Source organism: Priestia endophytica (genome assembly GCF_026790145.1).
GTDB lineage: Bacteria > Bacillota > Bacilli > Bacillales > Bacillaceae_H > Bacillus_I > Bacillus_I endophytica_A.
This window is the reverse complement of sequence record NZ_JALAMS010000035.1, coordinates 37,253-61,759: the sequence shown is the minus strand read 5'-3', so window position 1 is coordinate 61,759 and position 24,507 is coordinate 37,253. Positions and strand designations below refer to the sequence as shown.

24 protein-coding genes are annotated in these 24,507 nt (G+C 36.5%); 8 read left to right on the top strand and 16 right to left on the bottom strand.

What is annotated here, in order from left to right; all coding sequences use genetic code 11:
* Positions 1 to 6 precede the first annotated feature (6 nt).
* Both MOC86_RS21810 and MOC86_RS21805 read right to left on the bottom strand, forming a co-directional pair.
* Positions 7 to 2,085 carry a BglG family transcription antiterminator gene (locus tag MOC86_RS21810; protein ID WP_268586091.1) on the bottom strand — a complete coding sequence of 693 codons (2,079 nt, stop codon included), beginning with the start codon at positions 2,083 to 2,085 and terminating at the stop codon, positions 7 to 9.
* A gap of 161 nt (positions 2,086 to 2,246) precedes the next feature.
* Positions 2,247 to 2,762: a mismatch-specific DNA-glycosylase gene (locus tag MOC86_RS21805; RefSeq protein WP_268586090.1), complete on the bottom strand. Its 516-nt coding sequence runs from the start codon at positions 2,760 to 2,762 to the stop codon at positions 2,247 to 2,249.
* A gap of 279 nt (positions 2,763 to 3,041) precedes the next feature.
* Here MOC86_RS21805 and MOC86_RS21800 point away from each other — a divergent pair, with 279 nt between their 5' ends.
* Positions 3,042 to 3,458 (top strand): hypothetical protein, encoded by a 417-nt coding sequence (locus MOC86_RS21800; protein WP_268586089.1) that lies wholly within the window; start codon positions 3,042 to 3,044, stop codon positions 3,456 to 3,458.
* 386 nt (positions 3,459 to 3,844) lie between these two features.
* Here the strand turns inward: MOC86_RS21800 and MOC86_RS21795 are convergent, their stop codons facing one another.
* The 4 genes from MOC86_RS21795 to MOC86_RS21780 all read right to left on the bottom strand — a co-directional run bounded on the left by MOC86_RS21795 (position 3,845) and on the right by MOC86_RS21780 (position 9,931).
* Positions 3,845 to 5,185 carry an MFS transporter gene (locus MOC86_RS21795; protein ID WP_268586088.1) on the bottom strand — a complete coding sequence of 447 codons (1,341 nt, stop codon included), beginning with the start codon at positions 5,183 to 5,185 and terminating at the stop codon, positions 3,845 to 3,847.
* A 394-nt stretch (positions 5,186 to 5,579) separates the two neighbouring features.
* Positions 5,580 to 7,337: a thiamine pyrophosphate-binding protein gene (locus MOC86_RS21790; protein ID WP_268586087.1), complete on the bottom strand. Its 1,758-nt coding sequence runs from the start codon at positions 7,335 to 7,337 to the stop codon at positions 5,580 to 5,582.
* 54 nt (positions 7,338 to 7,391) lie between these two features.
* Entirely contained in the window at positions 7,392 to 8,840 is a 1,449-nt protein-coding gene (locus tag MOC86_RS21785; RefSeq protein ID WP_268586086.1) for an aldehyde dehydrogenase family protein, read from the bottom strand.
* Between the two features lie 386 nt (positions 8,841 to 9,226).
* Positions 9,227 to 9,931, bottom strand: coding sequence for a GntR family transcriptional regulator (locus MOC86_RS21780; RefSeq protein ID WP_268586085.1), 705 nt, complete (start codon positions 9,929 to 9,931; stop codon positions 9,227 to 9,229).
* Between the two features lie 334 nt (positions 9,932 to 10,265).
* On the opposite strand from MOC86_RS21780, the gene MOC86_RS21775 reads away from it, so the two are divergent.
* The 3 genes from MOC86_RS21775 to MOC86_RS21765 are packed head-to-tail and all read left to right on the top strand — an operon-like array spanning position 10,266 to position 13,160.
* A complete protein-coding gene (locus tag MOC86_RS21775) occupies positions 10,266 to 10,976 on the top strand; it encodes a FadR/GntR family transcriptional regulator (protein WP_040061055.1) in 711 nt (236 codons plus the stop codon).
* 16 nt (positions 10,977 to 10,992) lie between these two features.
* Positions 10,993 to 12,201, top strand: a complete 1,209-nt coding sequence (locus MOC86_RS21770) for a CaiB/BaiF CoA transferase family protein (protein ID WP_268586084.1) — start codon at positions 10,993 to 10,995, stop codon at positions 12,199 to 12,201.
* On the top strand, positions 12,201 to 13,160 hold the full coding sequence (locus MOC86_RS21765) for a hydroxymethylglutaryl-CoA lyase (RefSeq protein WP_268586083.1): 960 nt from the start codon (positions 12,201 to 12,203) through the stop codon (positions 13,158 to 13,160). Before MOC86_RS21770 ends, MOC86_RS21765 begins: the two co-directional genes overlap by 1 nt.
* A gap of 81 nt (positions 13,161 to 13,241) precedes the next feature.
* Here MOC86_RS21765 and MOC86_RS21760 read toward each other — a convergent pair whose 3' ends face one another.
* Entirely contained in the window at positions 13,242 to 13,514 is a 273-nt protein-coding gene (locus tag MOC86_RS21760) for a barstar family protein (RefSeq protein ID WP_268586081.1), read from the bottom strand.
* A gap of 15 nt (positions 13,515 to 13,529) precedes the next feature.
* On the bottom strand, positions 13,530 to 13,994 hold the full coding sequence (locus MOC86_RS21755) for a ribonuclease (protein WP_419146668.1): 465 nt from the start codon (positions 13,992 to 13,994) through the stop codon (positions 13,530 to 13,532).
* Positions 13,995 to 14,533: 539 nt separating this feature from the next.
* Here MOC86_RS21755 and MOC86_RS21750 point away from each other — a divergent pair.
* Positions 14,534 to 15,871 (top strand): amino acid permease, encoded by a 1,338-nt coding sequence (locus MOC86_RS21750; RefSeq protein WP_268586080.1) that lies wholly within the window; start codon positions 14,534 to 14,536, stop codon positions 15,869 to 15,871.
* Positions 15,872 to 15,889: 18 nt separating this feature from the next.
* Here MOC86_RS21750 and MOC86_RS21745 read toward each other — a convergent pair whose 3' ends face one another.
* Together MOC86_RS21745 and MOC86_RS21740 are read right to left on the bottom strand one after the other, a co-directional pair.
* Positions 15,890 to 16,117, bottom strand: a complete 228-nt coding sequence (locus tag MOC86_RS21745) for a non-oxidative hydroxyarylic acid decarboxylases subunit D (protein ID WP_019392685.1) — start codon at positions 16,115 to 16,117, stop codon at positions 15,890 to 15,892.
* Positions 16,118 to 16,131: 14 nt separating this feature from the next.
* A complete protein-coding gene (locus MOC86_RS21740) occupies positions 16,132 to 17,553 on the bottom strand; it encodes a non-oxidative hydroxyarylic acid decarboxylases subunit C (RefSeq protein WP_019392684.1) in 1,422 nt (473 codons plus the stop codon).
* Between the two features lie 145 nt (positions 17,554 to 17,698).
* On the opposite strand from MOC86_RS21740, the gene MOC86_RS21735 reads away from it, so the two are divergent.
* Positions 17,699 to 18,586, top strand: coding sequence for a LysR family transcriptional regulator (locus tag MOC86_RS21735; RefSeq protein ID WP_268586079.1), 888 nt, complete (start codon positions 17,699 to 17,701; stop codon positions 18,584 to 18,586).
* A 57-nt stretch (positions 18,587 to 18,643) separates the two neighbouring features.
* A complete protein-coding gene (locus MOC86_RS21730) occupies positions 18,644 to 19,639 on the top strand; it encodes a DUF4003 family protein (protein ID WP_268586077.1) in 996 nt (331 codons plus the stop codon).
* Here MOC86_RS21730 and MOC86_RS21725 read toward each other — a convergent pair.
* On the bottom strand, positions 19,636 to 20,253 hold the full coding sequence (locus MOC86_RS21725) for an NUDIX hydrolase (protein WP_268586075.1): 618 nt from the start codon (positions 20,251 to 20,253) through the stop codon (positions 19,636 to 19,638). The genes MOC86_RS21730 and MOC86_RS21725 overlap by 4 nt on opposite strands.
* Before the next feature lie 111 nt (positions 20,254 to 20,364).
* Here MOC86_RS21725 and MOC86_RS21720 point away from each other — a divergent pair, with 111 nt between their 5' ends.
* On the top strand, positions 20,365 to 20,664 hold the full coding sequence (locus MOC86_RS21720; RefSeq protein ID WP_268586073.1) for a DUF948 domain-containing protein: 300 nt from the start codon (positions 20,365 to 20,367) through the stop codon (positions 20,662 to 20,664).
* Between the two features lie 27 nt (positions 20,665 to 20,691).
* Here the strand turns inward: MOC86_RS21720 and MOC86_RS21715 are convergent, their stop codons facing one another.
* The 5 genes from MOC86_RS21715 to MOC86_RS21695 form a co-directional block, all read right to left on the bottom strand.
* Positions 20,692 to 21,552 carry a YihY/virulence factor BrkB family protein gene (locus tag MOC86_RS21715; protein ID WP_268586071.1) on the bottom strand — a complete coding sequence of 287 codons (861 nt, stop codon included), beginning with the start codon at positions 21,550 to 21,552 and terminating at the stop codon, positions 20,692 to 20,694.
* A gap of 122 nt (positions 21,553 to 21,674) precedes the next feature.
* Entirely contained in the window at positions 21,675 to 22,121 is a 447-nt protein-coding gene (locus MOC86_RS21710) for a CoxG family protein (protein WP_268586070.1), read from the bottom strand.
* A gap of 70 nt (positions 22,122 to 22,191) precedes the next feature.
* On the bottom strand, positions 22,192 to 23,157 hold the full coding sequence (locus tag MOC86_RS21705; protein WP_268586068.1) for an NAD(P)H-dependent flavin oxidoreductase: 966 nt from the start codon (positions 23,155 to 23,157) through the stop codon (positions 22,192 to 22,194).
* 114 nt (positions 23,158 to 23,271) lie between these two features.
* A complete protein-coding gene (locus tag MOC86_RS21700) occupies positions 23,272 to 23,742 on the bottom strand; it encodes a hypothetical protein (protein WP_019392676.1) in 471 nt (156 codons plus the stop codon).
* A 258-nt stretch (positions 23,743 to 24,000) separates the two neighbouring features.
* Positions 24,001 to 24,501: a hypothetical protein gene (locus MOC86_RS21695; protein WP_268586066.1), complete on the bottom strand. Its 501-nt coding sequence runs from the start codon at positions 24,499 to 24,501 to the stop codon at positions 24,001 to 24,003.
* Positions 24,502 to 24,507 lie beyond the last annotated feature (6 nt).

Here is a 24,507-nt window from a genome sequence, read left to right as displayed (position 1 = left end):
CTCCCTTTATTTTGAATATTTAGTAATTAGATCGATGACTTCTTCCTTTGAATCTGTATTAATCATTTTTTCAACATTCTCTCGCTCGCTAAGTAGTGTTGTGAGCTGTGATAATGCTTTGAGATGTGTTTCATTATCGATTGCTGCTAGAACGATGACAAGCTGAACCCGATGTCTGTCTTTATCTGAGAAAGAAACGGGTTTTGATAACGTCATTAAGCTCATGCTCAGCTTGTTGACGCCTTGCTCGGGCCTTGCATGTGGAATAGCTACATCTGTTGTGATTACAATATACGGTCCTAACTCTTCCACATTTTTTATCATTGCTTTTATATACTCTTCTTGTATATCTCCGTTTTCTAGTAGTGGAATAGAAGCATGACGAACTGCTTCTTGCCAACTTGAAGGAGATTCTTTTAGATTAATATTTTCTTTGATTAATAAGTCACTAAGCACAGGCTTACTCCTTTCTCCTTTTCCATGTAGAGTAGGTTGATATAGATGTTCTTTTAACTTTTGATACAAAAGCTTCTCATCTTGAATCTTAGCGTGCTCGCGGATAAGATCCATAATTCCTTCAACAGAATGAGATAGAACATGACCATCTTCAATGATTGTACTCACTTTCTTTAGCAAGCTTGCTTTTTCTCCTTCCGTTAAAATCGGATTAACGAGAAATACTGGACAACCTCGGTTCGGAATGGAGACGGTTGAGACAATAAAATCTACATGGAGTGGCATTGTTTCATACTCTCTAAGAGAAACCGTTGTTTGAAAATCCACAGTTGAAAAGAGACTATAAAGCTGTGTTTCTAGCATCCTTGATGTTCCAACACCACTCGCACAAACAATGAGCGCTTTTTTTCTTTTGGCTGGTACTGTTCCCTCTTTTCTCATCCATCCTCCGAAATGAATGGCAATATAGGCGATTTCATCTTCACTCATTTTATTGTGAGCTTCTTTTTCAACATGATGGACAACTTTTTTCGTAATGTTATAAACATCTTTATAGGTAGATTGAATCGTATGTGAAAGTGGGTTATCTACAGGAAGCCCGTATTTCACCCTATAAAAAGCTGGACGAAGATGAATAAGTAAGTTATGTTCTACTTCCTTTTCATTTCGAAACATTACACATGCATATTTTTGAAAATCTGTTACCATACTGCTTACAATCGTTCTAAAGAAAGAAAAATCTTTTTCTTCTAAATTATGAGTTGTGAAATCATTAACTTTTGAACCAAGCAAGTGTGTTGTTAAGTAATATACTTCATCTTCTTGGAAAAGAATGCCCCACTTTTTGCTCAGTTTTTCAGCAATAGTCTTTGCGCTTTGAAATTCCTTTGTTTCTTTCAGCACGTTTTTCTCAACAGAGTCTATTTTTATCCATTTTCCTCTCTTCATTCTTTTTAAAAAAAGCAACGTGTTAACACTAAGCATATAAAGAACATCATCCGTGAATTTTAAGGAGAGCTCTTGTTCACTTTTTATAAAAAGAGCGAACATAGTTGTAAGCTCTTCTAAGAAAGATGGCGCATAGTGCGCTAACTTTCCTTCAAATCCTTCTCGTCCTTCTTTCACAATAATTTCTTGCAAAAAACAAGAAAGAGATTTTCGCTTCTGTTCTTCTTCCCCACGTATGATATAACCTGTCACCTTTGAAGCCCGTAGCTCTAATTGAAACTCCGAAAGTATTTTTTTTAGTTTTTTCACATCATCAAACATTGTGTTTCGACTAACTTTTAAATACGTCATTAAATCGTGAAGATATATTTCTTTTTCTCTAATAAAAATAATAATAGCTGTCCAAGCCACTCTCTCTCTTGGGGAGTAGTCGTAACTGCTTATGATCTCCTCCTTTTCAACACTTCGCTTTGTTTCTTCATCAAGAAAGTATCCTGCTCCTCTTACATATTGCAGAGGATAAAGCCCAGTTTCTTGCAGCCAGCTGTTGATTTTTTTAACATCATAGTAAATCGTTCTCTTAGATACGTGGGCAAACTTCATTAATTCTTCTACAGAGATACAAGAGCTTGTTTTTGTTAACGCTCTCAGAATGGCTGAGCTCCGTTGATCTAAGGACATAGCAATCAACTCCTTTTATCTTGAGGCATTTTGTTTTACTGCTATCTCCTATGCTTTTACTATATGAGATATTAACTAAAGAAAATAGACCGAATGAAAGCGACAAAAGTTTGCAAAAATTAGACTTTTGCAAACTTTACTTTCAATATTTGTGATGATTTTCACGAATGCAGATGCTTTAAGATATGATTTAGTTCTCCATATATTTCCACAATATCTTCAAGGCTCATTCTTACAAGACCACTTGAAGAAGGAGCCACAAAATCGATCGTTCCTTCAACAACTCCCTTTCCTTGAATTCCCCAAGGTATTTTACGTTCATTCCGATATTCCTGATATACGCCTTTTCCTACGAAGCATGCAATCTTTGGTTTGAATTTATTAATCTTTCTTCTTAGTTCTTCCCTTCCTTCTTTATATTCTTCTTTTGCAATATCTTCTGCCCCTTTTGTTGGACGGGAAACAATATTTGTAAGTCCATAGTTAAAATCCAAAAGCTTATAATCCTCTGTAGGGTGAAGTTTCCTTGGCGTTAATTTAGCCTTTTCTAAAATAGTCCAAAAACGATTGCTTGGATGTGCAAAATGGTGACCGATGTTCCCTGAACGAATGCTAGGATTAAAACCTACAAACAAAATATCAAGATCTTCTTTAAGGTAATCTGCAACTTTTTCCATACAAAAACTCCTTTAAAAATTGTTTTAATTCTTATCATATCGTACTACCTCATATAGAAACAACTCAGAAAACCGATAAAGGAGAAAAGCATCTTTTCTTAACTTTTTTTATAAATTTCTAATGCCCTGTATAACCTCTCCTTTTGAGCCATATAGTGTAGAGAACAAGCTATTTTGTTTGAACAGAGACATTGCGAGCTTGAAGTCAATATGATATATATTGTTAGGGACTAATTAAGATCCTCATTTTATTATTATATGAAAGAAACGAGTGTTGAAATGAATTTTGAGACGTTAATAAATCAAAATGATGCAACAATAAAACTTGTCATTGAGTACGAATTTCCGGACAAAAGATGTGTAGGTGGAAAATATGTTCCTTCTACAAATTCAATTTTTCTATTTGAACATGATATTGAAATTCAGTGTCGCCAGATGTTTGGCTCACTTGAACATTTAGACTCCTATCGATGGATTGTTTTTGGACACGAATTAGGACATGCGCTTGATCCAGAGCTTTCTTTTCTAAGTAAGAAGCTAGAGGAAACAGGTGATGCTTATTATTTATATAAGATTGAAGAAAATGCGTGGAATATTGCTGAAGACCTTCTTTCCTTTATTGAGAGAGGAATTTTTCAGAAGGTAAGACAAAAATCATTAGCTGTTCACACGAAAAAGGTACAAAATATTAGCTAAAAGAAAACTCATATATTTTGAAATAAAAACGAGGAAAGAATATTCTCCCCTCGTTTTTATCTTTCTATCTAAACATATAAGTATTTAAAGTTGCTAAAAGCCCTATCAATTTCGTGTTCCCATTTATTCTTCCTAAGTTATTCATAAGAAATACTTTCTTTTTCATATATACACACCATTTGTAGGTTATCTCTATTTTTAACTCTTCTGGGCTAACAATAGTACCTTTTTACACTTCGTAAATAAGGCTCATTACTCTTAATTTATCAATTTACTCCTATACTTTCCTAGACTATAGGATTTTCCGTTCTTTGTAAGCCCTTCCATTTGATGATTCTTTTTGCCATTACTTTATGACTTGTACCTTCTAAGTCCTTCATCATACTTCACTTTTTATTATCAACTATTTCAACTCGTTTTACATCTCCTATAATGAATATGTAGGATAATGCTCCAACTAAAGCAACTGCACTAACAAAAATTAATGCTCCATTAAAAGAAGCTGTCCTGCTTACAATCACTCCGATAACAATAGGAGTAACAATAGCGGCTAAGTTCGCTGCAAGGTTGAATACTCCGCCTGCCAGTCCAACCAGCTCCTTTGGCGCCATATCTGAAACAAGTGTCCATGTAATATTGGACATGCCTTGAGCAAAAAAAGCAATGGACATAATCGTAATAACTAAGCCTATGGATTCTGTATAGTTCGCTAATACAATTGAACAAGAACCTACAAGTCCAATAATAACAGGTGTTTTCCTGGCAATATTTAAAGATAAACCACGTTTCACCATTTTATCTGACCAGTATCCCCCTAAAAGCACTCCAATTCCTGCTGCAATATATGGGAATGATCCCATAAATCCAGCTTTTAAAAATGTCATTCCTTTTTCTTGAGTGAGATAAGTTGGAAACCATGTTAAAAAGAAATAAAGAGTGGAGGCAATTGAGAACTGTCCAAGGTACATCCCAATAAACTGGCGATATTTGAACAGATGCTGTATGTCTGACCATTTCATTTTATGACTCTTTTTGTCCTTTTCTATTTTAACAAGTGCCCCTCCCTCTTCTATATACTTCAACTCTTCTTCATTAATATGCTTACTTTGCGTTGGCTCACGATAAACCTTAAACCAAACAATCGCAAATAATAGTCCAATAACTCCTGTTACAATAAAAATGGAGTGCCACCCAAAAGATGACAAAAGCCAAAACAAAAATGGAGTAGCTAAGGCTAACCCTACATATTCACCAGCCGTATAGACTCCTGTTGCCAACGCTCTTTCCCGCTGAGGAAACCAGGACGCAACAACACGACTATTGGCGGGAAAAGCAGGTGATTCCGATAAACCTAGTCCAAGTCGGAGACCAAAAAGCGTACCAAAGTTTTTAGCAAATCCTTGAGCAAGAGTGAAACAAGAAAATAAGATGAGAGATAATCCATAGATGAGTCGAGGACCAAATCGATCTATAAACCATCCCCCTGGAATTTGCATAAAAGCATAGGTCCATCCGAATGCTGAAAGAATGAGTCCCATTGTTGCAGCATTTAACCCTAAATCATCTTGGATACTAGAAGCAGCGACAGCCATGTTTGTACGATCTAAATAGTTAATAGCTGTTCCTACAAATAGGAGAGCAAGAATTGTAAAACGTGCTCGAGATCGTTTTTTTCTTTTAACTTGTTGAATGGGCCTCTCCTTTTGTGTCTCCAATTGATAGCTCATCAATATTCCTCCTTTAAATAAGTCTGTTAAGAAAAGAAGGTATGTTAGCGCAAATTAGTGAATGATACATGCCGTTTTAATTTCTTTATCTTTATGTCTTCTTCACACCCTAATCTCCCTTTCTTATAAGAACGAGACTTCTAATCATAACCCCTTTAAATCAAAGATACTAGAAAGTAAGAAAGAAATGAGTCTACCTTACTTTCTAGAGCAAAACAGATTGTTTCATATAAAAGATTTCCTCTACTCTATATGTGATTTCTTCCTTTCAACATCTATTATTTATTTGGAAACATTCTGTATCACATTTAGGGCAGTGAACACTCTAATACAGTAAGATAAGCTAAAGAAAATTGTTTTTTCCTTTTCTTTGTTCCCTCCTCAACACTGCTTTTTAGACCGAGACATGATGAATGGTTTTATTCGGCGAATATATATCCATAATATTCCAATGTCCTGCTGTCGGAACTGGATTGTTTAACATAGCTACATCAATAACAAATGGTTTATTGGCTGCAATTGCTCTTTCTAGAGTTGGCTTAAATTCTTCTGCAGATTGAATTTTCACTCCTTCTACTCCATAAGCTTTAGCAATCGCTGCATAATCTGGTGAATAGGCTTCACCATCTTTTTTAAATACTGTACCGAGCGTTGTACCGAAGTGTGCCTTTTGCAAACCAGCAATTGTACCAAACGCATAGTTATTCATAATAATCCATATAACCGGAATATTTTCTTCAGCTGCTGTAGCAAGTACGGCTGGATTTTGGCCAAATCCCCCATCACCTACAAGGGAAACAACAACTTTATCTTGTAAAGCAATTTTAGCACCGAGAGCAGCAGGAGCTCCAAACCCCATTGTTGCAAATCCTCCAGGTGTTAAAATACTGCCAGGTTCATAGATTGGAAACTGTTGGCCAACCCCATTCTTATTCCAACCTACGTCTGTTGTAATGTAAGCATCTCTTGGAAGTACTTGACGTACTTCTTCTAAAATTCGTTGAGGCTGCATTGGAAAGACATCATCTTGAATAAATTTCATATTGTTCTCTTTAAACTCTTTGCGATATTCTGAGATTTCTTTCTCTAATTCTTTATTAGTTATCCCTTGTGGTACAAGTTCTTTTGCCACCCTATTTAACACTGTTAAAGCTTGTTTTAGATCAGCAACAACACCCATTTCAACAGGATAGTTTCGACCAATCTCTGTTGGATCGATGTCAATTTGAATGAGTTTTGTTGGTGGGAAATTAAACGTATATTCTGATTCCCAAGAGCTAGAATCAGCTTCTGCAAAACGTGTTCCAAGGGCTAAAATGTAATCAGCCTCTTTACATTTATTATTGATAAACTCTGTACCCCAAAAACCCGTCATTCCTAATGTTAAAGCATGGTCATCAGGTAAAGCAGATTTCCCCATTAAAGAATGAGCTACTGGAATACTTAAATGATCAACAAGTTCTTTCAATTCTTCTGCTGCATGTGCTAACATAATTCCACCTCCTACGTAAAGAAGCGGATTTTTAGCTTTAATAAGCGTTTCAATAATTTTTTTAGCCGTTATGTCATCAATAGAAGGTTTCTGAAAGTTTTTCGTATTGTGTTTTAAGCGCTGGAATAACGAAACATCTATTTCCTTAGAAAAAATATCCATTGGAACAGATACAAGGACAGGACCAGGGTTTCCATTTTCAGCTATAGCGAAAGCCTTTTCAATAATTTCCGGAAATAATTCGGGGCTGTCTACTCTCCACGCTCTTTTTACAAATGGACGATAAATTTCATATTGGGAAGCATCCGCATGTAAGTTCACTTCTTGATGTGGATGCTTTCCATAATAATGAGTTGGAACGTCTCCAGCAATAACAACCATTGGAACTGAATCAAGGGCAGCATTTGCAACTCCTGTAGCTGCATTTGTCAATCCTGGACCTAAGTGACTCAAAACAACAGAAGCTTTTCTTGTAACTCGAGCATATCCATCTGCTGCATGTGCTGAAATTTGCTCATGTCTAACGTTAATAAATTTAATATTACTTTCTTCCAAAGCTGTTAAAACGGCAATATTCGTATGTCCGCAAAGTCCAAAAATATGCTCTATGCCACGGTTCTCAAGATACTCTACTAGCTGGTGAGAAATTAATTTTTTCATATGTCTACTCCTTTTTTAGGGATAATTAAGCATAAGCTAATTGCTCATCCGTTTTTAATCATTATCAAAAAGCTGCAACACGATCATTTTTGTTTCTGTCATATCCTCTATTGCATATCGAGGACCTTCACGTCCAATTCCACTGTCCTTGACTCCCCCATATGGCCAATGATCAAGTCTGAAATTTGATGTGCCGTTAATAACAACTCCCCCCATGTCTAGCTTGTTTGCTACTTTGTAAGCTAAATCAATTTGATTTGTAAAAATTCCCGCTTGTAGACCAAATGAAGAATCGTTTGCTTCTTCAATTGCTTCTTCAATTGTTTCGTATGGAATAATACTAACAATTGGACCAAACACTTCTTCACAAATAACCTTACTTTTTTTAGGAGGATTTAGTAGTATAGTAGGCTCTACCGTTGCTCCAGAGCGATTTCCTCCACAAATGACTTTTGCTCCTAATTCGACTGCTTCTTCAATCCACTCTTTCACACGCATAGCTGCATTTTGATCAACAACACATCCAACATCTGTATCAGGTAAGAGCGGGTCACCTATCTTAAGCTTGAGTACTTCTTCTTTTAACAGATTTGTAAACTTGTCTACGATTGATTGATGAACATAAATTCGTTGAACAGAAATACAACTTTGCCCAGAGTTACTAAAACCAGTTTTAGCGCACATTTTAGCTGCTCGTGTAATATCTGAATCATCGTGAATAATAGTAGCCGCATTTCCACCAAGCTCAAGTAAAACTTTTTTCATTCCAGCTAGTTTACATATGTTTCTGCTTGCTACTGTTCCGCCTGTAAAGGAGATAACATTCACACGGTCATCTTTTACAATTTGTTGAACAACTTCTCTTCTGCCAAGCACCATACTAATCGCATTTTTTGGAAAACCTGCTTCAAGTAGCAACTTAATAAGTTCTGTAGCAACTAAAGTTGTTTGAGAAGAAGGCTTTAAAATGACGGTATTTCCTGCAGCAAAGGCTGGTCCAATTTTATGACAAACAAGATTTAAAGGAGCATTAAATGGAGTGATTGCTGCTACAACTCCTACAGGCACTCGAAAAGTAGAAGCAATAGCTTTTGTTCCTCGTTCAGAAGCATCACCTGGCAACGTTTCTCCCATTAACCTTTTAGCTTCCTCACCTGATAATTCAAATGTTTCAATAGAACGACTCACTTCATCTAATGTATTTTTTAGAGGCTTTCCTAACTCAAGAGAGATAAGTTTGGCGAACTCCTCTTTTCTTTCCTCTAATAAATAAGCTACTCTCTTCAAAATTTTAGCTCTCTTATGAGAAGGGATAGCTGCTATCTCTTTTTTCGCTTCATAAACAGAGACTAATGCTTTTTCCACGTCTTCTTCAGTTGCTAATAGTTGCTCTCCTATTACCTCATTTGTGTATGGACTTGTAATAGTAACCGTTTCACGTTCTACTGAAATCCACTCTCCCTGAATATAAGGCTGAGATTTTCTAAAGTTTGTTTTTAACATATAAACCACCCATCTTTCTGAATATTTTTTCTTTTCATTCTTTAATACTGCCTTTATTTCGTTGTAGCCTATTTGTTTTTGGCTCTTTTATCATGATTATAAAAGGAACTAAACATTTTCTATGCTACTATCGCTTTCAACAGTATCTCTTAGTGCGCAGACTGCTTCATAAAATAACCAATCTTTCGCAAGGCAAACCTCATATTAAGTATGTTTGTCCTCACCTCCTTCAAAGTACTTTTTATTAAAAGTCTATTATTAAACGCTTACATTTTAACTTTATACTAGTATACAAGATGATTAAGCATACTTATTTTATTAAATTTGGGGATTGAAGAGCGTGCTTAAATCCATAATTTTCGGCATGTTATGGATTTAAGCATCTTTTAGTCTAGTTGAAAATAATCAGGATATTTATCAATCACTTTTTGCAAATAATTAGGAGATTGTCTAAGATGTTTAGTTAAGAGGTCTTCTACTTTAGCAGGATCTTTATTTATGAGAGCATCAAATATCGCTTGATGATCGTCCGTAATCCTGTTAGTATCCTTTCGATCATAGAATTCTAGATATCTTAATCTATTTACATGTCCACGAAGTTGGTTTATGAAAGAAAGAAGTGTTGCATTGTCTACTTCATCCATTACAATCTTATGATAAACTTCGTCCAATCGGAAAAATTCAACGTAATCTTGTTTACGTGATGCTTGTCTTTGTTCTTCTAAATTTTCTACAATACTCTTATACATTTTCTGAAATCGATCTTCTTCATTATTCCAATCTATTGCCACTTTCTTAAAAGCACTTATCTCAAGACTCTCTCTTACAAACCATGCCTCTTTTACTTTTTTGGTTGAAATATAAGAAATACGTGCCCCTTTTTGAGGCAAGATTTCAATAAACTCTTCATTAACAAGTAATCGGAAGGCTTCCCTCACTGGAGTACGGCTAACTCCGAAATCAGAAGCTACTTCATTTTCATAGATCATTTCACCTGGCTTCAACCGAAGCGAAATAATTTCGTTGCGAAGATGAGCATATATGCTGTCTCCTAGCGTTTTTCGTTGATGAGAAATCTTAAATAACGTCATCTTTTATCACCCCAAATATCCAATATGCTTAATTAAATACTAGTATACAAGCGAATCAGAGAACAAGACTAGACTATTTTCCACTGTTCGACCATTTATCAAACTTTAAAACGGGCTACTGGTTAGTCCAGTTTGATTACTTTTGATATTATCAGAAAATTTAATAAGATGCAAAGGGTATTTTATTTTTTAAAAACATCTTTGAAACATGGAAGATAAATTTAATATATCTTAAAACATAATTGTGTTGACAGTTTTAAATTTTCTGAATATAATCTGAATTAATTGGACTAACCAGTGGCCCGGTTTATAATCCAATCAAGGAGGTTTACTCATGAGTAATGAATTATTTTCAAGCGTACGTAATGAAAGAATGTATGAAAAAATTGTTGTACAACTAAGACAATTAATAGCCGATGGAAAATTAAAACCTGGTGATCGCTTACCAGGTGAACGTGTCCTTTCTCAAACATTGGGATGCAGCCGCACTTCATTAAGAGAAGCATGTCGAGTACTAGAGGCAGAAGGACTTATTATTTCAAAACCTGGAGGAGGCCGGTTTGTTCAACATGTAGAATTAAATACAGATTCCCTCTTCTCTCTTGATCCTATTGATATGCTTGAGAAATCGGCTGTCCTCTATTTTTTAGAGGCAAGAGAAGCAATTGAGCCTAAAATAGCTGAGCTAGCAAGCCAAAGAGCAACATCTGAAGATATAAAAAAAATGGAAGCTGTTCTGCTTAAGATGGAGGAGCAATTAAAACATCCAGATGAAAATGTAGAGATTGATAGCAGCTTCCATCTCGCTATTGCTGAAGCAACTCAAAATTTTGTATTTGTTTCAATGATGAAAGCAAATTTAAGTATGAGCCGACAAGTTCGTAAACAAACATTAAGTTCAGAAGAAAGGTACCTTCTATCTTTAGAAGAACACCGAGCTATTCTGAAGGCTGTAAAAAATAGAGATGGCAAAGAAGCTATAAAAGCTACTTGTCTTCACCTTCAAAATATTAAAGAAAATGTTCTTAAAAACTACCCAACATAACGGAGGAATGCTTCCTATGCTAACAACTAATTATGGACCCTTAACAGGAGTGAAGATTTTAGATATTTCCACCATGATTGCCGCTCCCTTTGGCGCTACTTTGCTAGCGGACTTAGGGGCGGAAGTAACAAAGATTGAGCTACCTAACAAAGGAGATACACTAAGAACAGTTGGTCCCTGGAAAGGCACAGAACCTTTAAGATGGCCAGGACTTGCTCGTAATAAAAAATCGGTCACTTTAGACATTCGCTCTGATGATGGCAAAGATATTTTTAAAAAATTAATAAGTCAGTCGGATATTTTGATAGAGAATTTCCGCCCAGGCACATTGGAGAAATGGGGATTAGGCTATGAGGAACTGAAAAAAGTGAATCCTAAACTCGTTATGATGCGTGTATCTGGTTATGGACAAACAGGTCCTTACCGAGAAAAAGCCGGATTTGGCACTCCTGGTACAGCATTTAGTGGACATACTTTCTTGCAAGGTTATCCAGACAGACCGCCAGTTAGCCCTTCCTACTCTTTACTTGATTATGTGACAGGCATTTATACAGCGTTCGCTTGTGTAAGCGCTATCTATCATAGAGACGTACAAAATCAACCTGAAGGGCAAGTTGTGGAAATGGGATTATATGAATCTATCTTCCGCATGATGGAGTTTTTAATTGCTGAATATGATCAAAATGGAAAAGTTAGAGGAAGAAGTCCTGGACTTGCTGGACATTCGAGTCCTGCAGGTACGTATGAAACAAGGGATGGAAAGTTTGTTGTACTTGTATGTAGTACAGACTCAACATTCAATCGTCTAGCAGAAGCTATGGAAAGAACCGATATGTTAGAGCATCCTCATTACTACACAAATTCAGAGCGTTTAAAACATGATCATGAAGTTCAGGAAATTGTCTCGAGTTGGATTCGTCTTTTTACACAAGAGGAACTACAAGCAAAATTAGACTCATTCGGTGTACCTGTTAGCCCCATTTACAGTATTGAAGATATCTTTAATGATCCACAGTATAAGGAAAGAGAAAATATCGTAGAAGTTGAGCATCCCCGCTTAGGAAAAATTAAGGTGCCAGGAGTTGTTCCAAAATTTTCACACACGCCAGGATCTATAAGACATCGGGCTCCTGAACTAGGTGAGCATAATGAAGAGATTTTAGGCGGAAAACTTGGTCTATCTTCTGAAGAATTAGCTCTTTTAAAAGAGAAAGGAGTTATTTAATGAATAGAGTTGAAGAAATAAAGTTACCCGAAAAAGTTGTGATTTGTGAAGTAGCACCACGAGATGGGTTTCAAGCTGAAGAGACGTGGATTCCAACTGAACGAAAAATCCACATTGTTCGAGAGTTAGCGAAGACAGGAATTCAATCAATAGAAATTACATCTTTTGTACATCCAAAAGCAATTCCCCAACTAAAAGATGCCGAACAAGTTGTAAAAAGCGTTCAAGATTTAACAGATATTAAATTCCGTGCTTTAGTACCGAATGTAAAAGGAGCACAAAGAGCGATTGATGCAGGAATTACAAAACTAAAACTTATGCTTTCTGCAACAGACTCTCACAGTCTATCAAATGCGAACTGCTCTGTCGAAGAGGCACAACTAGGCTTTGCTCCTATTATTGAACTAGCAGCTAAAAGCGGCGTTAAAATTGGAGGTTCTATTTCAGTAGCTTTTGGATGCCCTTACGAAGGAAAAGTTCCCTTAGAAAGAATCTCCGCCATCGTAGAGCGCTACACTGAAATGGGAGTTAACGAAGTTTCATTAGCTGATACAACAGGCATGGCAAATCCTAAACAAATCTATACAACGCTAGGGGTACTTAAGAAAAGCTTTCCACAAATGACATTTTCCATACATTTACACAATACACGTGGACTTGCTTTTTCTAATGTTTTAGCAGCCTTGCAGCAAGGTATTATTCACTTTGATAGCTCGATTATTGGTTTAGGGGGATGTCCATATGCTCCTGGAGCAAGCGGAAACATCGCAACAGAAGATCTTGCTCATGGATTAGCTGAAATGGGAGTTGAAACAGGAATCAATCTTGATAAACTGACTGTCGCAGCTAGAAACATACGCGAATTGATTGGTCATGATGGCGGAAGTTATATACTACAAGCAGGACCTTTCTCCCAACTCTATGACAAACCTCATGTACAAGAGAAACTTGAAAAATAAAACATGATTAACTTTTTCACTCCTTCTATTTATTAACTCAAACTAAGAAAAAGGGAGAAGTATTAAGCTCCTCCCTCTTTCTTAATTTAAAATAAAAGAAAACTCCTTCAGCTCTTTCTCCATATCTTCAAAGAGCTTTTTAAATTTTTCTGCTCTCTTCCCTAACTCTTTCTCGCTTTCTTGATAATTTCTCCATGAGACAGTAAGAGGCTTTGAAGAATAAGCCATTAAAGTGTCCCAAAGTGCATCTAAGTTTCCTCCATAATAGCTTGGGAAATCTAACTCGCTTTTTAAAAAATCATGAAGTTCTTGTTCAGTTCCGATACGTTCTCCAGGAATTTCTACTATCTTCATCCATCAATATCCTTTCTATCTCATTCTTTCAAATGTTTTGTAATGATCGGTTGTTTTATAAATAAGACCATCATTTGAGTATACAATACGCTTTGCATTGCGGTAACCTGACACATAATCTATATCTGCTTCACGCCATACTCTTCCTGATTTCTCCGGGAGGGATCCTTCACGGTTAGAGAAAATATCTCCACCAATACTTTTACCAGGAGCTACTTCAGCTAAATTCCCTTCACTTGGCTCCCATCCTAAATTATATGCTTCACTTTTTGTTATATAATTGTCTGGAAGCTCACCGTATCTATCAATATAATTTGCAACGTCTTCAAATGATGTATAAGATGCTGCTTCTACACGCTGGTCTGCACTATTTGATAAAGGACTTTGAAACGGAGCAAAGGTGAAAAATAAAAGAGCTGCCAACATAACTGTGCTAAACTGAACAACTTTTTTCATAGCTTTTCCTACTGCATTTTTCATTTTACCACTCCTTTTTTAAATTCCCTTCTATAATAGTATAAATTTTAGTAATATTCTTAATTTTTAAATCAAATTAACTTATTTTTAAATTTCACTTTACAATATTAATATCATCTTCAATCATTCAGGAATATTAATCAGAAATACACCCTTTTATTTTACAGTTTATTCTCTTTCTCTATGCTATGTATAAAACTCGATGCTGAATAGAATTGGGTTAGCTTTTCCCTTTCCTTTTTGCATCCGCTTTGCCCTATTAATTGTAGATGAGAACCATCACTTTTCTCACCACTGCTCATTAAAATCAAACAAGTAAACGTTCTTAAGCCTAAAACCAAACAACGTAGAAGTGCAAAAGTTAGATTTACACCGCTCGATGGACGATGTAAAGCACTTGTGACTCCCTTGAATATATAAAAGTGGAAAAATAAAAACTGGGTTTTCCTCTACAGCTTTTAATCTTCTCCTTCTTTCTATACATAAAAGTCTCCTCCTAGCCTCAAAATAAGCTTATACATTTTAAGAGGAGGAGGGACAGAATGAGCAGCTGTAGTGCCAAGGGTGCGGAGAAAGAAGGAAATATGAAATGGTGGCAGCTTTCTTTAGTGGGAATTGGCTGTACAATTGGAACGGGCTATTTTCTTGGGTCAAGTATTGGCATTCGCTTGACAGGTCCCTCTATTATTTTATCGTTTTTAATTGCTGCATTTAGTACATATATGGTCTATAATCGATTAGCAAAAATGACAGCTAAAGATCCACAAGAAGGGTCTTTCTGCTACTATGCGCGAAAAGCACACGGTCATGGGGTTGGATTTGGGTGTGGCTGGAACTATTGGTGTTCTAATATTTTAATTATGGGAAGTCAGCTTACGGCTCTCTCTATTCTTACACGATTTTGGTTTCCTGATGTGCCTCTTTGGGTCTTTACTTCTATTTATGCAGTTCTCTCTATTATTGTTGTCCTAACAGGCACAAGTGGATTTAACAAGCTTGAGAACCTTTTCGCTGTTATTAAAGTAGCAGCAATTGTAATGTTTATTATTTTAGCAGTTGCTGTGCTATTCGGATGGATTGGAAAACATACGGGTGGTTTTCAGGAACATGATGCTTTTTTCACTTCTGGACTTAAGGGATTTTGGGCTTCTCTTATTTATGCATTCTACGCTTTTGGAGGCATTGAAGTTATTGGCCTGATGGCTATGCAATTAAAGAAGAAAGAAGACGCGCCAAAAGCAGGAACGATGATGCTTCTTTTGCTTGCTATTATTTACGCTGTGTCTATTGGATTAGCGGTCATGATGACGTCTCTTCAACGCTTTACAGAAGATGAAAGTCCCTTTGTTACTGCTCTTAATGACGACGGATTGGCCTTTTTTCCTCACGTATTTAACGCTGCAGTTATTATTGCAGGCTTTTCTGCTATGACAGCCTCTCTTTTTGGGGTGACCAATTTACTTGTGACGCTCGCTAAAGACAAAGATGCACCAGCTTTTTTTGAAAAAAAAATAAAAAAACTAAAAGATCTTCCTCTTCCATCTCTAGGATTGGCTACAGTTGGGTTAATTGCTTCTATTATTGCTTCTTTTGCTGTACCAGGAAGAATTTATGAATACATTACAACTGCTGCTGGGCTTATGATTTTGTATAACTGGTTTTTTATTATTACTTCTTCCTTACGCCTTATTTCGTCTTCGCTTTTTCAGAAGATACTATCTTGGTTAGGACTTCTTCTCATTTTAGCAGCAGTTGTTGGTACCCTTTTTGAAAAAACAGTACGACCTGGTCTCTATGTAAGCTTACTTTTTGTCGTCGTTATTGCGATTGTTGCTTTTTTTATTCAAAAGAAAGGAAAACAAAACAAGACGGCTTCATAAGCCGTCCTGTTTTTACAACTATTCTTCCAAACGAGGTGGAACCTCAGGTACTTTTGTCGCTAAAGGAACATCTGCTGGGTTCACTTTAAACGATTTTTTATATTTTTCACCGTTTACAATGCTTTCAGGTTCACAAGATCTCCATGTAAAAAAACAAAGATTACACTGATACACTTCCCAAGCTCCTTCAACAGGAGATTTTGCTACAGTTTCGGCTTTATGTTGATCACAGCGTGGACATTTCATTTTTATCACTCCTTTTATTTTGACAGCATATCCTGAAGTTTTTTCTCCCACTCTTTTGTTGTAAGTGGTTCGTCAAGCGGCTGCGAGTAGTGCCCTCTTGTTTCAGGTGCTGTTGGTGTTGTAGCATCTAAAATCATTTTGTGGGTAATGCCTGCTGGGTCTGAACCAGGATCAAGCGGTAGAACAGATAAATTAGGTATTTGAATAGCATCATGCTTTGGATGCATTTTCGTAGATAGCGCCCACATCACTTGGGGCAAATTGAAAGGATCCACATCTTCATCAACAACGATGACCATTTTACAATAGCCAAGTCCATGTGGTGTTGTTAAAGCCTTCATGCCCACAGCTTTCGCAAATCCTCCATAGCGGCTTTTCGTAGAAATAATGGCAATAAGTCCGTGAGTATACATAGCATTTACAGCTACAATTTCTTCTGGGAATGCTTCTTTTAACTGCTGATAAAGCGGTACACACGTGTTAATCCCGATCATATAATCGCATTCTGTCCACGGCATTCCTAGATAAAGGTGTTCAAAAATTGGATTTTTACGATGATAAACACGTTTAATTTGAATAATTGGCATGCTGCGCCCACCTGAATAGTGACCTGTAAATTCTCCAAAAGGACCTTCGTATTCACGTTCTCCTGCTAAAATCTCACCTTCAAGGACAACTTCTGCTCCCCATGGGATATCAAGATTAGAAAGTTTTGCTTTTACAACTTTATACGGCTCTTGCTGAAGCGCTCCTGCCATCTCATATTCTGATTGATCATATAAAAGCGGTGTTGAAGCTGCTGTTGTAATAACAGGCTCACATCCTAATGCAATGGCTACTTTTAAATTTTCACCGCGCTCTTCCGCCTGTTTTAAATGAATAGCAATATCATGCTGTGGCACAGGCTGAATTCCTAAGCGATCTTTTCCTTTTACTTGCATGCGGTAAATTCCAACATTTTGTTTTCCAAAATGTTCAGGATCTGTTACATCTCTTGAAATAACGCATGCTTTATCAAGATAAAACCCTCCGTCTCCTTGGTTGATTCTGAAAAGTGGTAAAATATCAAAAAGATTAATATCCTCTGTTATCTCACATTCATGAAATGGCGCACTTTCTTCACGTTGTACAGGAACAGGAGCCTCACTATATCGTTTAGCAAATTCAAAAAACTGCTCTTTAACAGGCGTGTTTTTAGGCATTCCTAGCATAAGTGCATGGTTGGACCATGAGCCAATTACATTTAGGGCAATTTGAGCATTGTTATACCCATAAATATTGTTAAAAAGAAGGCCTGGTGTGTTATCTCCTAAGTTACTAATAGCTCGAGCAGCCGCCCCTAAATCAGGTTCTGGTTTCACTTCTTCATCAATTGTCAAAAGTTGATTTTCTTTTTGTAAAGTGTTTAGAAAATCTCGAAAATCTTTATAAGCCATCTTTTTTCCTCCTTGTTTCTCTTCTTGCCTTACAACTCAGATCATTTTTTCTACATGTTTATGGTACATGAACTTTTTACATATTTGAAATATGTATTAAATATTTATAAAATACTCTTAAGGTATAAAGGAAGGAGAAAGACTTATGGATATTCGTCAAATGACGTATTTTATTGCTATTGCTGAAGAAGGAACAATTACAAAAGCTGCCGAACGACTACATATGGCACAGCCACCTTTAAGTCGACAAGTTCAAGGGATGGAAGAAGAGCTTGGTGTTATGCTGTTTGAGCGTAATAAAAAGAAGCGAATGACGCTCACGCCAGAGGGAGAGCTGTTCCTCAACCGAGCGCGCGAAGTCGTGAATAAGATGGAAGATACAGTTAAAGAAGTAAAAGAATTACAAAACAGCGAGGAAGGTAAATTATCTGTTGGAGCAACCATTTATTCGGCTGCCCTGCTCGTAAAAAGTATTGTGTCTTATAAAGAAAAACATCCTAATTTTACATTTCAAGTTTGGGAAGATGAACCAACACGGTTAGAAGAACTTTTAGAAAGCAGGAAAATTGATGTAGTACTAACCACAACCCTCTTCTCAAATGAAAACGTCATTACAAAACAGCTTTCTGAAGATCCTTGCGTTGTTGTTGTACCAAAAAATCATCCAAGCACAGAGCCAGTAAGTATGGAAACTCTTGCTTCCCTTCCGCTTGTTTTGCTACGAACCAACTATGGAAAAGGAATTTATGACAGTATTTTAGTAGAGTTTGAACGATTGAATTTACATCCAACGCTTTTTTGTGAATGTCACGACTCTGCCACCCTCTTAAATCTCGTTTCAGCAGGATTTGGGGCAACGATACTTCCTTGCTCAATGCTTTCCTTACACGGCTTAAACGACTTAAAAACGCTCTCAATTGAAAGCAATCCTTTTATTCTTAAAACATCACTTATTTACCGAAAAGGATATGTATCAAAAGCTGCACAGGAATTTATACAGGCGTTTGAAGAGTTTCAAGATGGGCAATCTTGAAACTTTTCGTTTCTTTCTTCGTATAAAAAAGAAGAAAGAAAAAAGGAAGTGATATAGATGACAACACTGCAAGAAAAAGTGGAACGTTTTGAAAAAATGTATTTTCACTTAAAGAACGCATTAAAATGGCAAGCTGTTGATAAAAACTATTTAATGATTCTCTCTTCTATATATGGAGAAAGCAATAAAAAAGAAGCGCAAGTTTCGCTTCTTTCGCTTGGAAAAACATTAAAAAAGCAAGTTGGATTTTTTTCACCCCTTAACTCTAGCTACTCTTTTATGATCGCTGCAATTCTTGATGCGCAATATAACGACCCAGAAGCTAAATTTCAGGAGCTTGATACAATTTATAACAAACTAGTAGATGCAGGCTTTAAAAAAGATGTATTCACATACCTATGCGCTCTCATTGTTCTTAATGAAGAAACGCCAACGTTCTCGGTTGAAGACTATGCTGACCGAGCCCTTTCTCTTTATACCTTAATGAAAGAAGTTCATCCGTTTATAACGTCTAAAAGTGACTATCCTCTTGCAATGCTGCTTTCAAGAGAAAATGGCTCTCCTATTCAAATTATCGACCGTGTTGAAAACGTGTATAACATGTGGGCAAGTAAAGGATGCCGAAAAGGAAACGATTTGCAGTTTTTAAGCCATATTCTCTCGCTTCAAGATACTCAACCGCTTGAAGACCTTTATGAAACATATGCTAGAATCGAAAACTACTTTTCTAAAAATGGCATGAAAATAAAACCTGCTTACTATACACAATTTGCAATCCTTTCTTTATTAGAAGCTGACGAAAGAAAGCTTACTCAAATTCATGATATTGCTGCTTATTTCAATAAACATAAAGCTTTCAAATGGAAACAGCAAACAAATTTTACAACAGCTGTTAACATTGTGATGAACTATAGTATGGAACATGAAGACATTTTAAAAACAAGTCTCTATACGACGTTAGATATGGTTATCCAAGCTCAGCAGGCAGCAATGGTAGCTGTGATGGCAAGCGCTGCAGCAAATACTTCCTCTAGTGATGGCGGTGGAAACTAATCTTTTTGAATGACGTCTATAAAATGTTTTAACACTCGTCCTGTTAATCCCCATATCACATCGCTATTATATTCATAAAAATATTCAGAAAGTGGACGCTGACGAAAATTATAGTTCTCTCCTCCTGGAATTAAATGATATGGAAAATCCTCAGCAGGTTTTACTTCATAATTCATCTCAAATTTCTTCGGAGGATTATGTAGGAGATAAGAAAGAGGCACCGAGAATACGCGCTCTACTTCTTCTTGATTTGGAAAAATCTCAGCTTCTTCAATAAAGCCTACATACGGATAAATAATCATCCCAAAAGGAGATACAAAATAATCGAGGGGCTGTACGTTTGTAATTTTATGAGGGGAAATGCCAAGTTCCTCTGCTGTTTCCCTTATAGCTGCCTCTTGCTCATTTTTATCTCCTTCTTCAATTCTCCCTCCTGGAAAACAAACTTCTCCAGGCTGTCTTCGCATTGTTGAAGCTCGCACTTCAAAGAGAAGATAAAGGTCATCTTGTTTTTGAACTACAGGAATTAAAATAGCGTATTTTAAAAAATGTTCACTTCCCAAAATAGAAGGACGGCGATGCTCTAACTTTTTCTGTAGTTTTTCTAAGTTCATATATTTCTTCCTTCCCCTCTAATTTTCCTTATCGTACCATACTGTTTTTCCTTTTGCATCGATTATAAACAGCTTAAATTGGGTATGTATCACATAAGGAGGTTGATAACGGTGATTATTATTTTATATGCAAGCATTGCTTTACTCGTTGTATCCATTATTTATCTTGGCTATACAGCTATAAAAGCAATGAAAAACATTAAGCCAAAAGTAAATGAATTAAATGCTACAGCAGAGCGGGTAAATGAACGTATGAATGGCGTAAAAACAGAAACCGCTGTATTGAATGACACGAAAGATAAGATTTCAGAGGACATTCAGTATAAAAAAGAATCTGTTAACAAAGTAGTAGGTGGTGTAAAAGAACCCCCAACTTTATTAAAGAGAGTATGGGAAAACGGAAAAGTATAATAAAAAAGCGAGGAATCCCTCGCTTTTTTATTGTTTAACAACTCTTTTGGGATGTTTTACAATTGCTTCTGTTTGAATATTACGTTTATGAAAAAGAGCGTTAATCTCTCCTCCAATAACAAGAATGAGTCCTGTTAAGTAGAGCCAAATCATAAGGACAATTACGCCTCCTAAGCTTCCATAAGTAGCTGAGTAATTGCCAAAGTTACTAACGTAAAAAGAAAACCCAAATGAGATTACTTGCCAAAGCACTGTTGCAATAGCAGCTCCTGGAATAACGTGTTTAAAAGCAAAACTTTTATTCGGTGCAAAACGATAAAGACCTGAAAGGACGATGGAAATGACAACAACTGCTACAACCCATCTTAAAACAGTAAATAAAATTTCAAACTGAGAGGATATAGGAACAAAGCTTTTGATCCAATCAATAAGCGCGTTTCCAAATATAGGGAGGGCTAACGAGATAATAAAAGCTACGAGAAGGCCAATTGTTAACACAATAGCAAGCAAGCGTACTTTTATAAATGAACGATTATCTTCCACATCGTATGCAATATTCATAGCGTGAATAAACGCCTGAATCCCATTTGATGCAGACCAAAGCGTCCCAAGAATCCCGACTGTTAACAATCCCCCATTTGGCGTTGTTACAAGATCAATCACATTTTCTTCTAGTAAATTAGCTGTTTCTGATGGAAGAATACTTTTAATAAATGAAACTGCTGTTTGAGGCTCAATTGATAGATATGGAATGATAGATAGCAAAAGGATGAGAACAGGAAAAATGGATAGCATATAGTAGTAAGCTTGCTCTGCTGCTAATCCTGTTGCTCGATCTTTTTGCATCTCTTCTCCCAAATTTTTCAAAAATCCTTTTGCCGAAGACATACACTTTCTCCTTTCTATCTTTTTTTGTGTTGTCTTATATCTATTGCATACCCGACTTTCTGACTTTTCAACACTGTTTTCAATAGAAAAAAGCCAGTAGAGATCTACTGACTTCTTTCTATTCATACTTTGCTACGCTTGATCTCTTTTTCAAATCGTTTGAAAAAATCTTTCACAATGAATCCTGCTACTTTCTTTAGCACAGGCTTTCCCGCTTTTGTTACTTTCCCATGAATTTCTGCTTCATATGTATAGGAAAGCACTGTTGTATGACCTTTTTCATCGAGATGAATATGATTCAGCATCTTAATTTCTCCTGATCCCCCTTTTCCACTCATCTTCATGTTATATTGCTCTGGCTCCTTTAAATCCGTTAGCTTAATGGTTATGTCGTAATCCCCTTTTACAGGCAGAAAACCAAGCGAAATGTTCGCTTTATATATTCCCTCTTCCACCTTTTCAAAGCGTTTACATCCAACCATACATTCTTTCAATACGTTTGGATCCAAAAGCATCTTAAAAGCACGTTCTCGTGTTGTATGAAGGTCAATTGTTCCTTCTCCTTTCAAACGCATCCTCTCCTTTCAAAGGCTTTTTTCTACCTTATGCAAGAAAACAAGCTTTTTATGAAGAAGACACTCAATTTTCAAACATTTTATAAACATCCCCTGCTCCGTAACGTGCCTCTTCTACCATATTTCTGATAAGTTCTTGAACAGATGGGACTGAATCAATGAGCCCGACTACTTGTCCTGCCCAGCCAAATCCTTTATCATCTTCTCCTTCATAAATATATTTTTTATTCGCCTCTCCACTTACTGATTCTTTTAAATCTTCATATGTTGCTCCTTCTCTTTCACACTGAATAATATGATTTGTATATACGGATTTTAAAACACGCCCAGGAGCTCCCCACGTTTTTTTAATGATAACTGTATCTTGCTCGCTACTAGCAAGAAGCGCTTGTTTATACGCTTGATGCGCATGTACACACTCTTTTGTTGCGATAAAGCGCGTGCCCATCTCAATTCCGTCAGCGCCTAGGGCTAATGCAGCAAGCAAACCTCTGCCTGTGCCAATTCCTCCACTCGCTAAAACTGGGATGGATACAGACTGAACAACACGCGGAATAAGAACCACCGTACCTACTTCATCTCTTCCCAAATGACCTCCACCTTCGTTTCCAACGGCCATCACAGCATCTGCTCCAAGACTCTCTGCTTTTTGTGCTTGTCTTACGTTTGCAACAAGCACAAGCTTTTTCACTTTTTCTCCTTGTAAGCGCTCAAAAATCGGCTTAGGATTTGCTCCTGTAACAGAGATAACAGGAACTTCCTCTTCTATAACAACCTCTAATAATTCTTCATAAGAAGTGGCATGCTGACCAATTGCAAAATTTACACCAAACGGATTTTGGGTTAACTCTTTTGTTTTTCGAATTTCTTTCCTAAGTTTTTCATTTTCTCCTAGCGTCATTGCTGTAATTTGTCCAAGTCCGCCTGCATTAGAAACAGCGGAAGCAAGCTCTGCATACGCTAAATGAGCAAGCCCTCCTTGAACGATTGGATATTGAATATTTAATAACTCTGTTACACGCGTTTTCATTGCTTTATTCCCCCTAAAGCATTATTTATCCCTTTTATTCGTCTTCTTCAAGGTAAATCCTGTTTACTCATATAAAAAAGCTTGAAGTGTGGCTGCACTTCAAGCTTTTTTTTATTATGGACGATGAAAGTTGACCGTTTTCCCATCATCTCCTGTTCGTTCAAACCAACCTCTCATTGCCCAGTTAATATAACCTCCATCACCTTCATTAATGAAGGTTCCTTGTTCAAATACCCAAATTCCATATGTTACTCCATCATAGTCTGTTGTATCAAAATATTGTACACCTTGAAGTCCATCTGAGTTATATCCTTGACTTAGATTCATCACAACAACGTTATATTGCTGTCCTGATTCAAAGAATGCTTTCTCCATTGCTCCTTTTACAAATCCACTTCTGTTATCAGCCGAAACTTTTGCATCTTCAATAGCTTGTCCAATTGCAACAGGATCGATTGTCACACTTCCTCCTACTTCAGGCGTCGCAGCAGACGCTGTGTTACCTCCAAAAGGTAGAGCTAATGGCGCGGCTAATAGAGTGACGCTTAGGGCAGATCCTGCTAAAACTCTTTTTGCTTTCTTCATGTGTTCTCCTCCTTATTTTTGGTAATACATAGGAGCTGTACCCGATAAATAGAAACACAAACAAAAAAATTCTAATTAATTTTATAATTCATTCGTTTTTTTAATTATAATTACTTTTTATCCCCTTGATAACAAGGTTCAGTGCTTTTTTATTCAAAAACTTTACAATTATTAAAATAATGTTAACCCATTCTTTTAGAACATAGTTTTATAAAACAAAAGAAAAAGCTATCTTTGAAACAAAGATAGCTTTTTCTTTTAAACACCTAATTTTACAAATACTTTTCCATCCTTAATTTCAAAGTCTTTTATATTTCCGACTGGCACATAGCGAATCTTGCTTATTTCGTTAAGATTGATCGTTAATAAATTTTGACTATAGTGAGATAGAGGTTCATTATGAAATATTTTTCTCTTGAACCAGCTGCTGTTTAACGGCTTTACATAAAGAACTTGAAACGTAAGCGAACGGTTGCTGGCTGTGAAAGGGGAAAGTCTTATTTCAAAAGGAATGGAGATGCCGAGTTTTTTGACTTTACCACTAAAAGCAATTCCTTCTTCCAAAAACGATAAGTGGGGTTCAATAATGGGGAGATTTCCTTTTTTCTCCAAGCACCATAGAAGGACTTCAGGAGTGATCGGAACCCACACCCCACTCTTTTTTAAGTATTCTTTTGTTTTTGACATATAGTTTTTCTCTTTTTGTTCTTTTAACATGCTAACCCATTTCTCACTTACATTTAAAACAATCTTTTTCATGAGGTT

What these genes read in the sequence shown, in the direction of transcription:
- MOC86_RS21810 (WP_268586091.1), bottom strand. Translation starts at nt 2,085, where the DNA reads ATGTCCTTAGATCAACGGAGCTCAGCCATTCTGAGAGCGTTAACAAAA.
- MOC86_RS21805 (WP_268586090.1), bottom strand. Translation starts at nt 2,762, where the DNA reads ATGGAAAAAGTTGCAGATTACCTTAAAGAAGATCTTGATATTTTGTTT.
- MOC86_RS21800 (WP_268586089.1), top strand. Translation starts at nt 3,042, where the DNA reads ATGAATTTTGAGACGTTAATAAATCAAAATGATGCAACAATAAAACTT.
- MOC86_RS21795 (WP_268586088.1), bottom strand. Translation starts at nt 5,185, where the DNA reads ATGAGCTATCAATTGGAGACACAAAAGGAGAGGCCCATTCAACAAGTT.
- MOC86_RS21790 (WP_268586087.1), bottom strand. Translation starts at nt 7,337, where the DNA reads ATGAAAAAATTAATTTCTCACCAGCTAGTAGAGTATCTTGAGAACCGT.
- MOC86_RS21785 (WP_268586086.1), bottom strand. Translation starts at nt 8,840, where the DNA reads ATGTTAAAAACAAACTTTAGAAAATCTCAGCCTTATATTCAGGGAGAG.
- MOC86_RS21780 (WP_268586085.1), bottom strand. Translation starts at nt 9,931, where the DNA reads ATGACGTTATTTAAGATTTCTCATCAACGAAAAACGCTAGGAGACAGC.
- MOC86_RS21775 (WP_040061055.1), top strand. Translation starts at nt 10,266, where the DNA reads ATGAGTAATGAATTATTTTCAAGCGTACGTAATGAAAGAATGTATGAA.
- MOC86_RS21770 (WP_268586084.1), top strand. Translation starts at nt 10,993, where the DNA reads ATGCTAACAACTAATTATGGACCCTTAACAGGAGTGAAGATTTTAGAT.
- MOC86_RS21765 (WP_268586083.1), top strand. Translation starts at nt 12,201, where the DNA reads ATGAATAGAGTTGAAGAAATAAAGTTACCCGAAAAAGTTGTGATTTGT.
- MOC86_RS21760 (WP_268586081.1), bottom strand. Translation starts at nt 13,514, where the DNA reads ATGAAGATAGTAGAAATTCCTGGAGAACGTATCGGAACTGAACAAGAA.
- MOC86_RS21755 (WP_419146668.1), bottom strand. Translation starts at nt 13,994, where the DNA reads ATGAAAAATGCAGTAGGAAAAGCTATGAAAAAAGTTGTTCAGTTTAGC.
- MOC86_RS21750 (WP_268586080.1), top strand. Translation starts at nt 14,534, where the DNA reads ATGAGCAGCTGTAGTGCCAAGGGTGCGGAGAAAGAAGGAAATATGAAA.
- MOC86_RS21745 (WP_019392685.1), bottom strand. Translation starts at nt 16,117, where the DNA reads ATGAAATGTCCACGCTGTGATCAACATAAAGCCGAAACTGTAGCAAAA.
- MOC86_RS21740 (WP_019392684.1), bottom strand. Translation starts at nt 17,553, where the DNA reads ATGGCTTATAAAGATTTTCGAGATTTTCTAAACACTTTACAAAAAGAA.
- MOC86_RS21735 (WP_268586079.1), top strand. Translation starts at nt 17,699, where the DNA reads ATGGATATTCGTCAAATGACGTATTTTATTGCTATTGCTGAAGAAGGA.
- MOC86_RS21730 (WP_268586077.1), top strand. Translation starts at nt 18,644, where the DNA reads ATGACAACACTGCAAGAAAAAGTGGAACGTTTTGAAAAAATGTATTTT.
- MOC86_RS21725 (WP_268586075.1), bottom strand. Translation starts at nt 20,253, where the DNA reads ATGAACTTAGAAAAACTACAGAAAAAGTTAGAGCATCGCCGTCCTTCT.
- MOC86_RS21715 (WP_268586071.1), bottom strand. Translation starts at nt 21,552, where the DNA reads ATGTCTTCGGCAAAAGGATTTTTGAAAAATTTGGGAGAAGAGATGCAA.
- MOC86_RS21705 (WP_268586068.1), bottom strand. Translation starts at nt 23,157, where the DNA reads ATGAAAACGCGTGTAACAGAGTTATTAAATATTCAATATCCAATCGTT.
- MOC86_RS21700 (WP_019392676.1), bottom strand. Translation starts at nt 23,742, where the DNA reads ATGAAGAAAGCAAAAAGAGTTTTAGCAGGATCTGCCCTAAGCGTCACT.
- MOC86_RS21695 (WP_268586066.1), bottom strand. Translation starts at nt 24,501, where the DNA reads ATGAAAAAGATTGTTTTAAATGTAAGTGAGAAATGGGTTAGCATGTTA.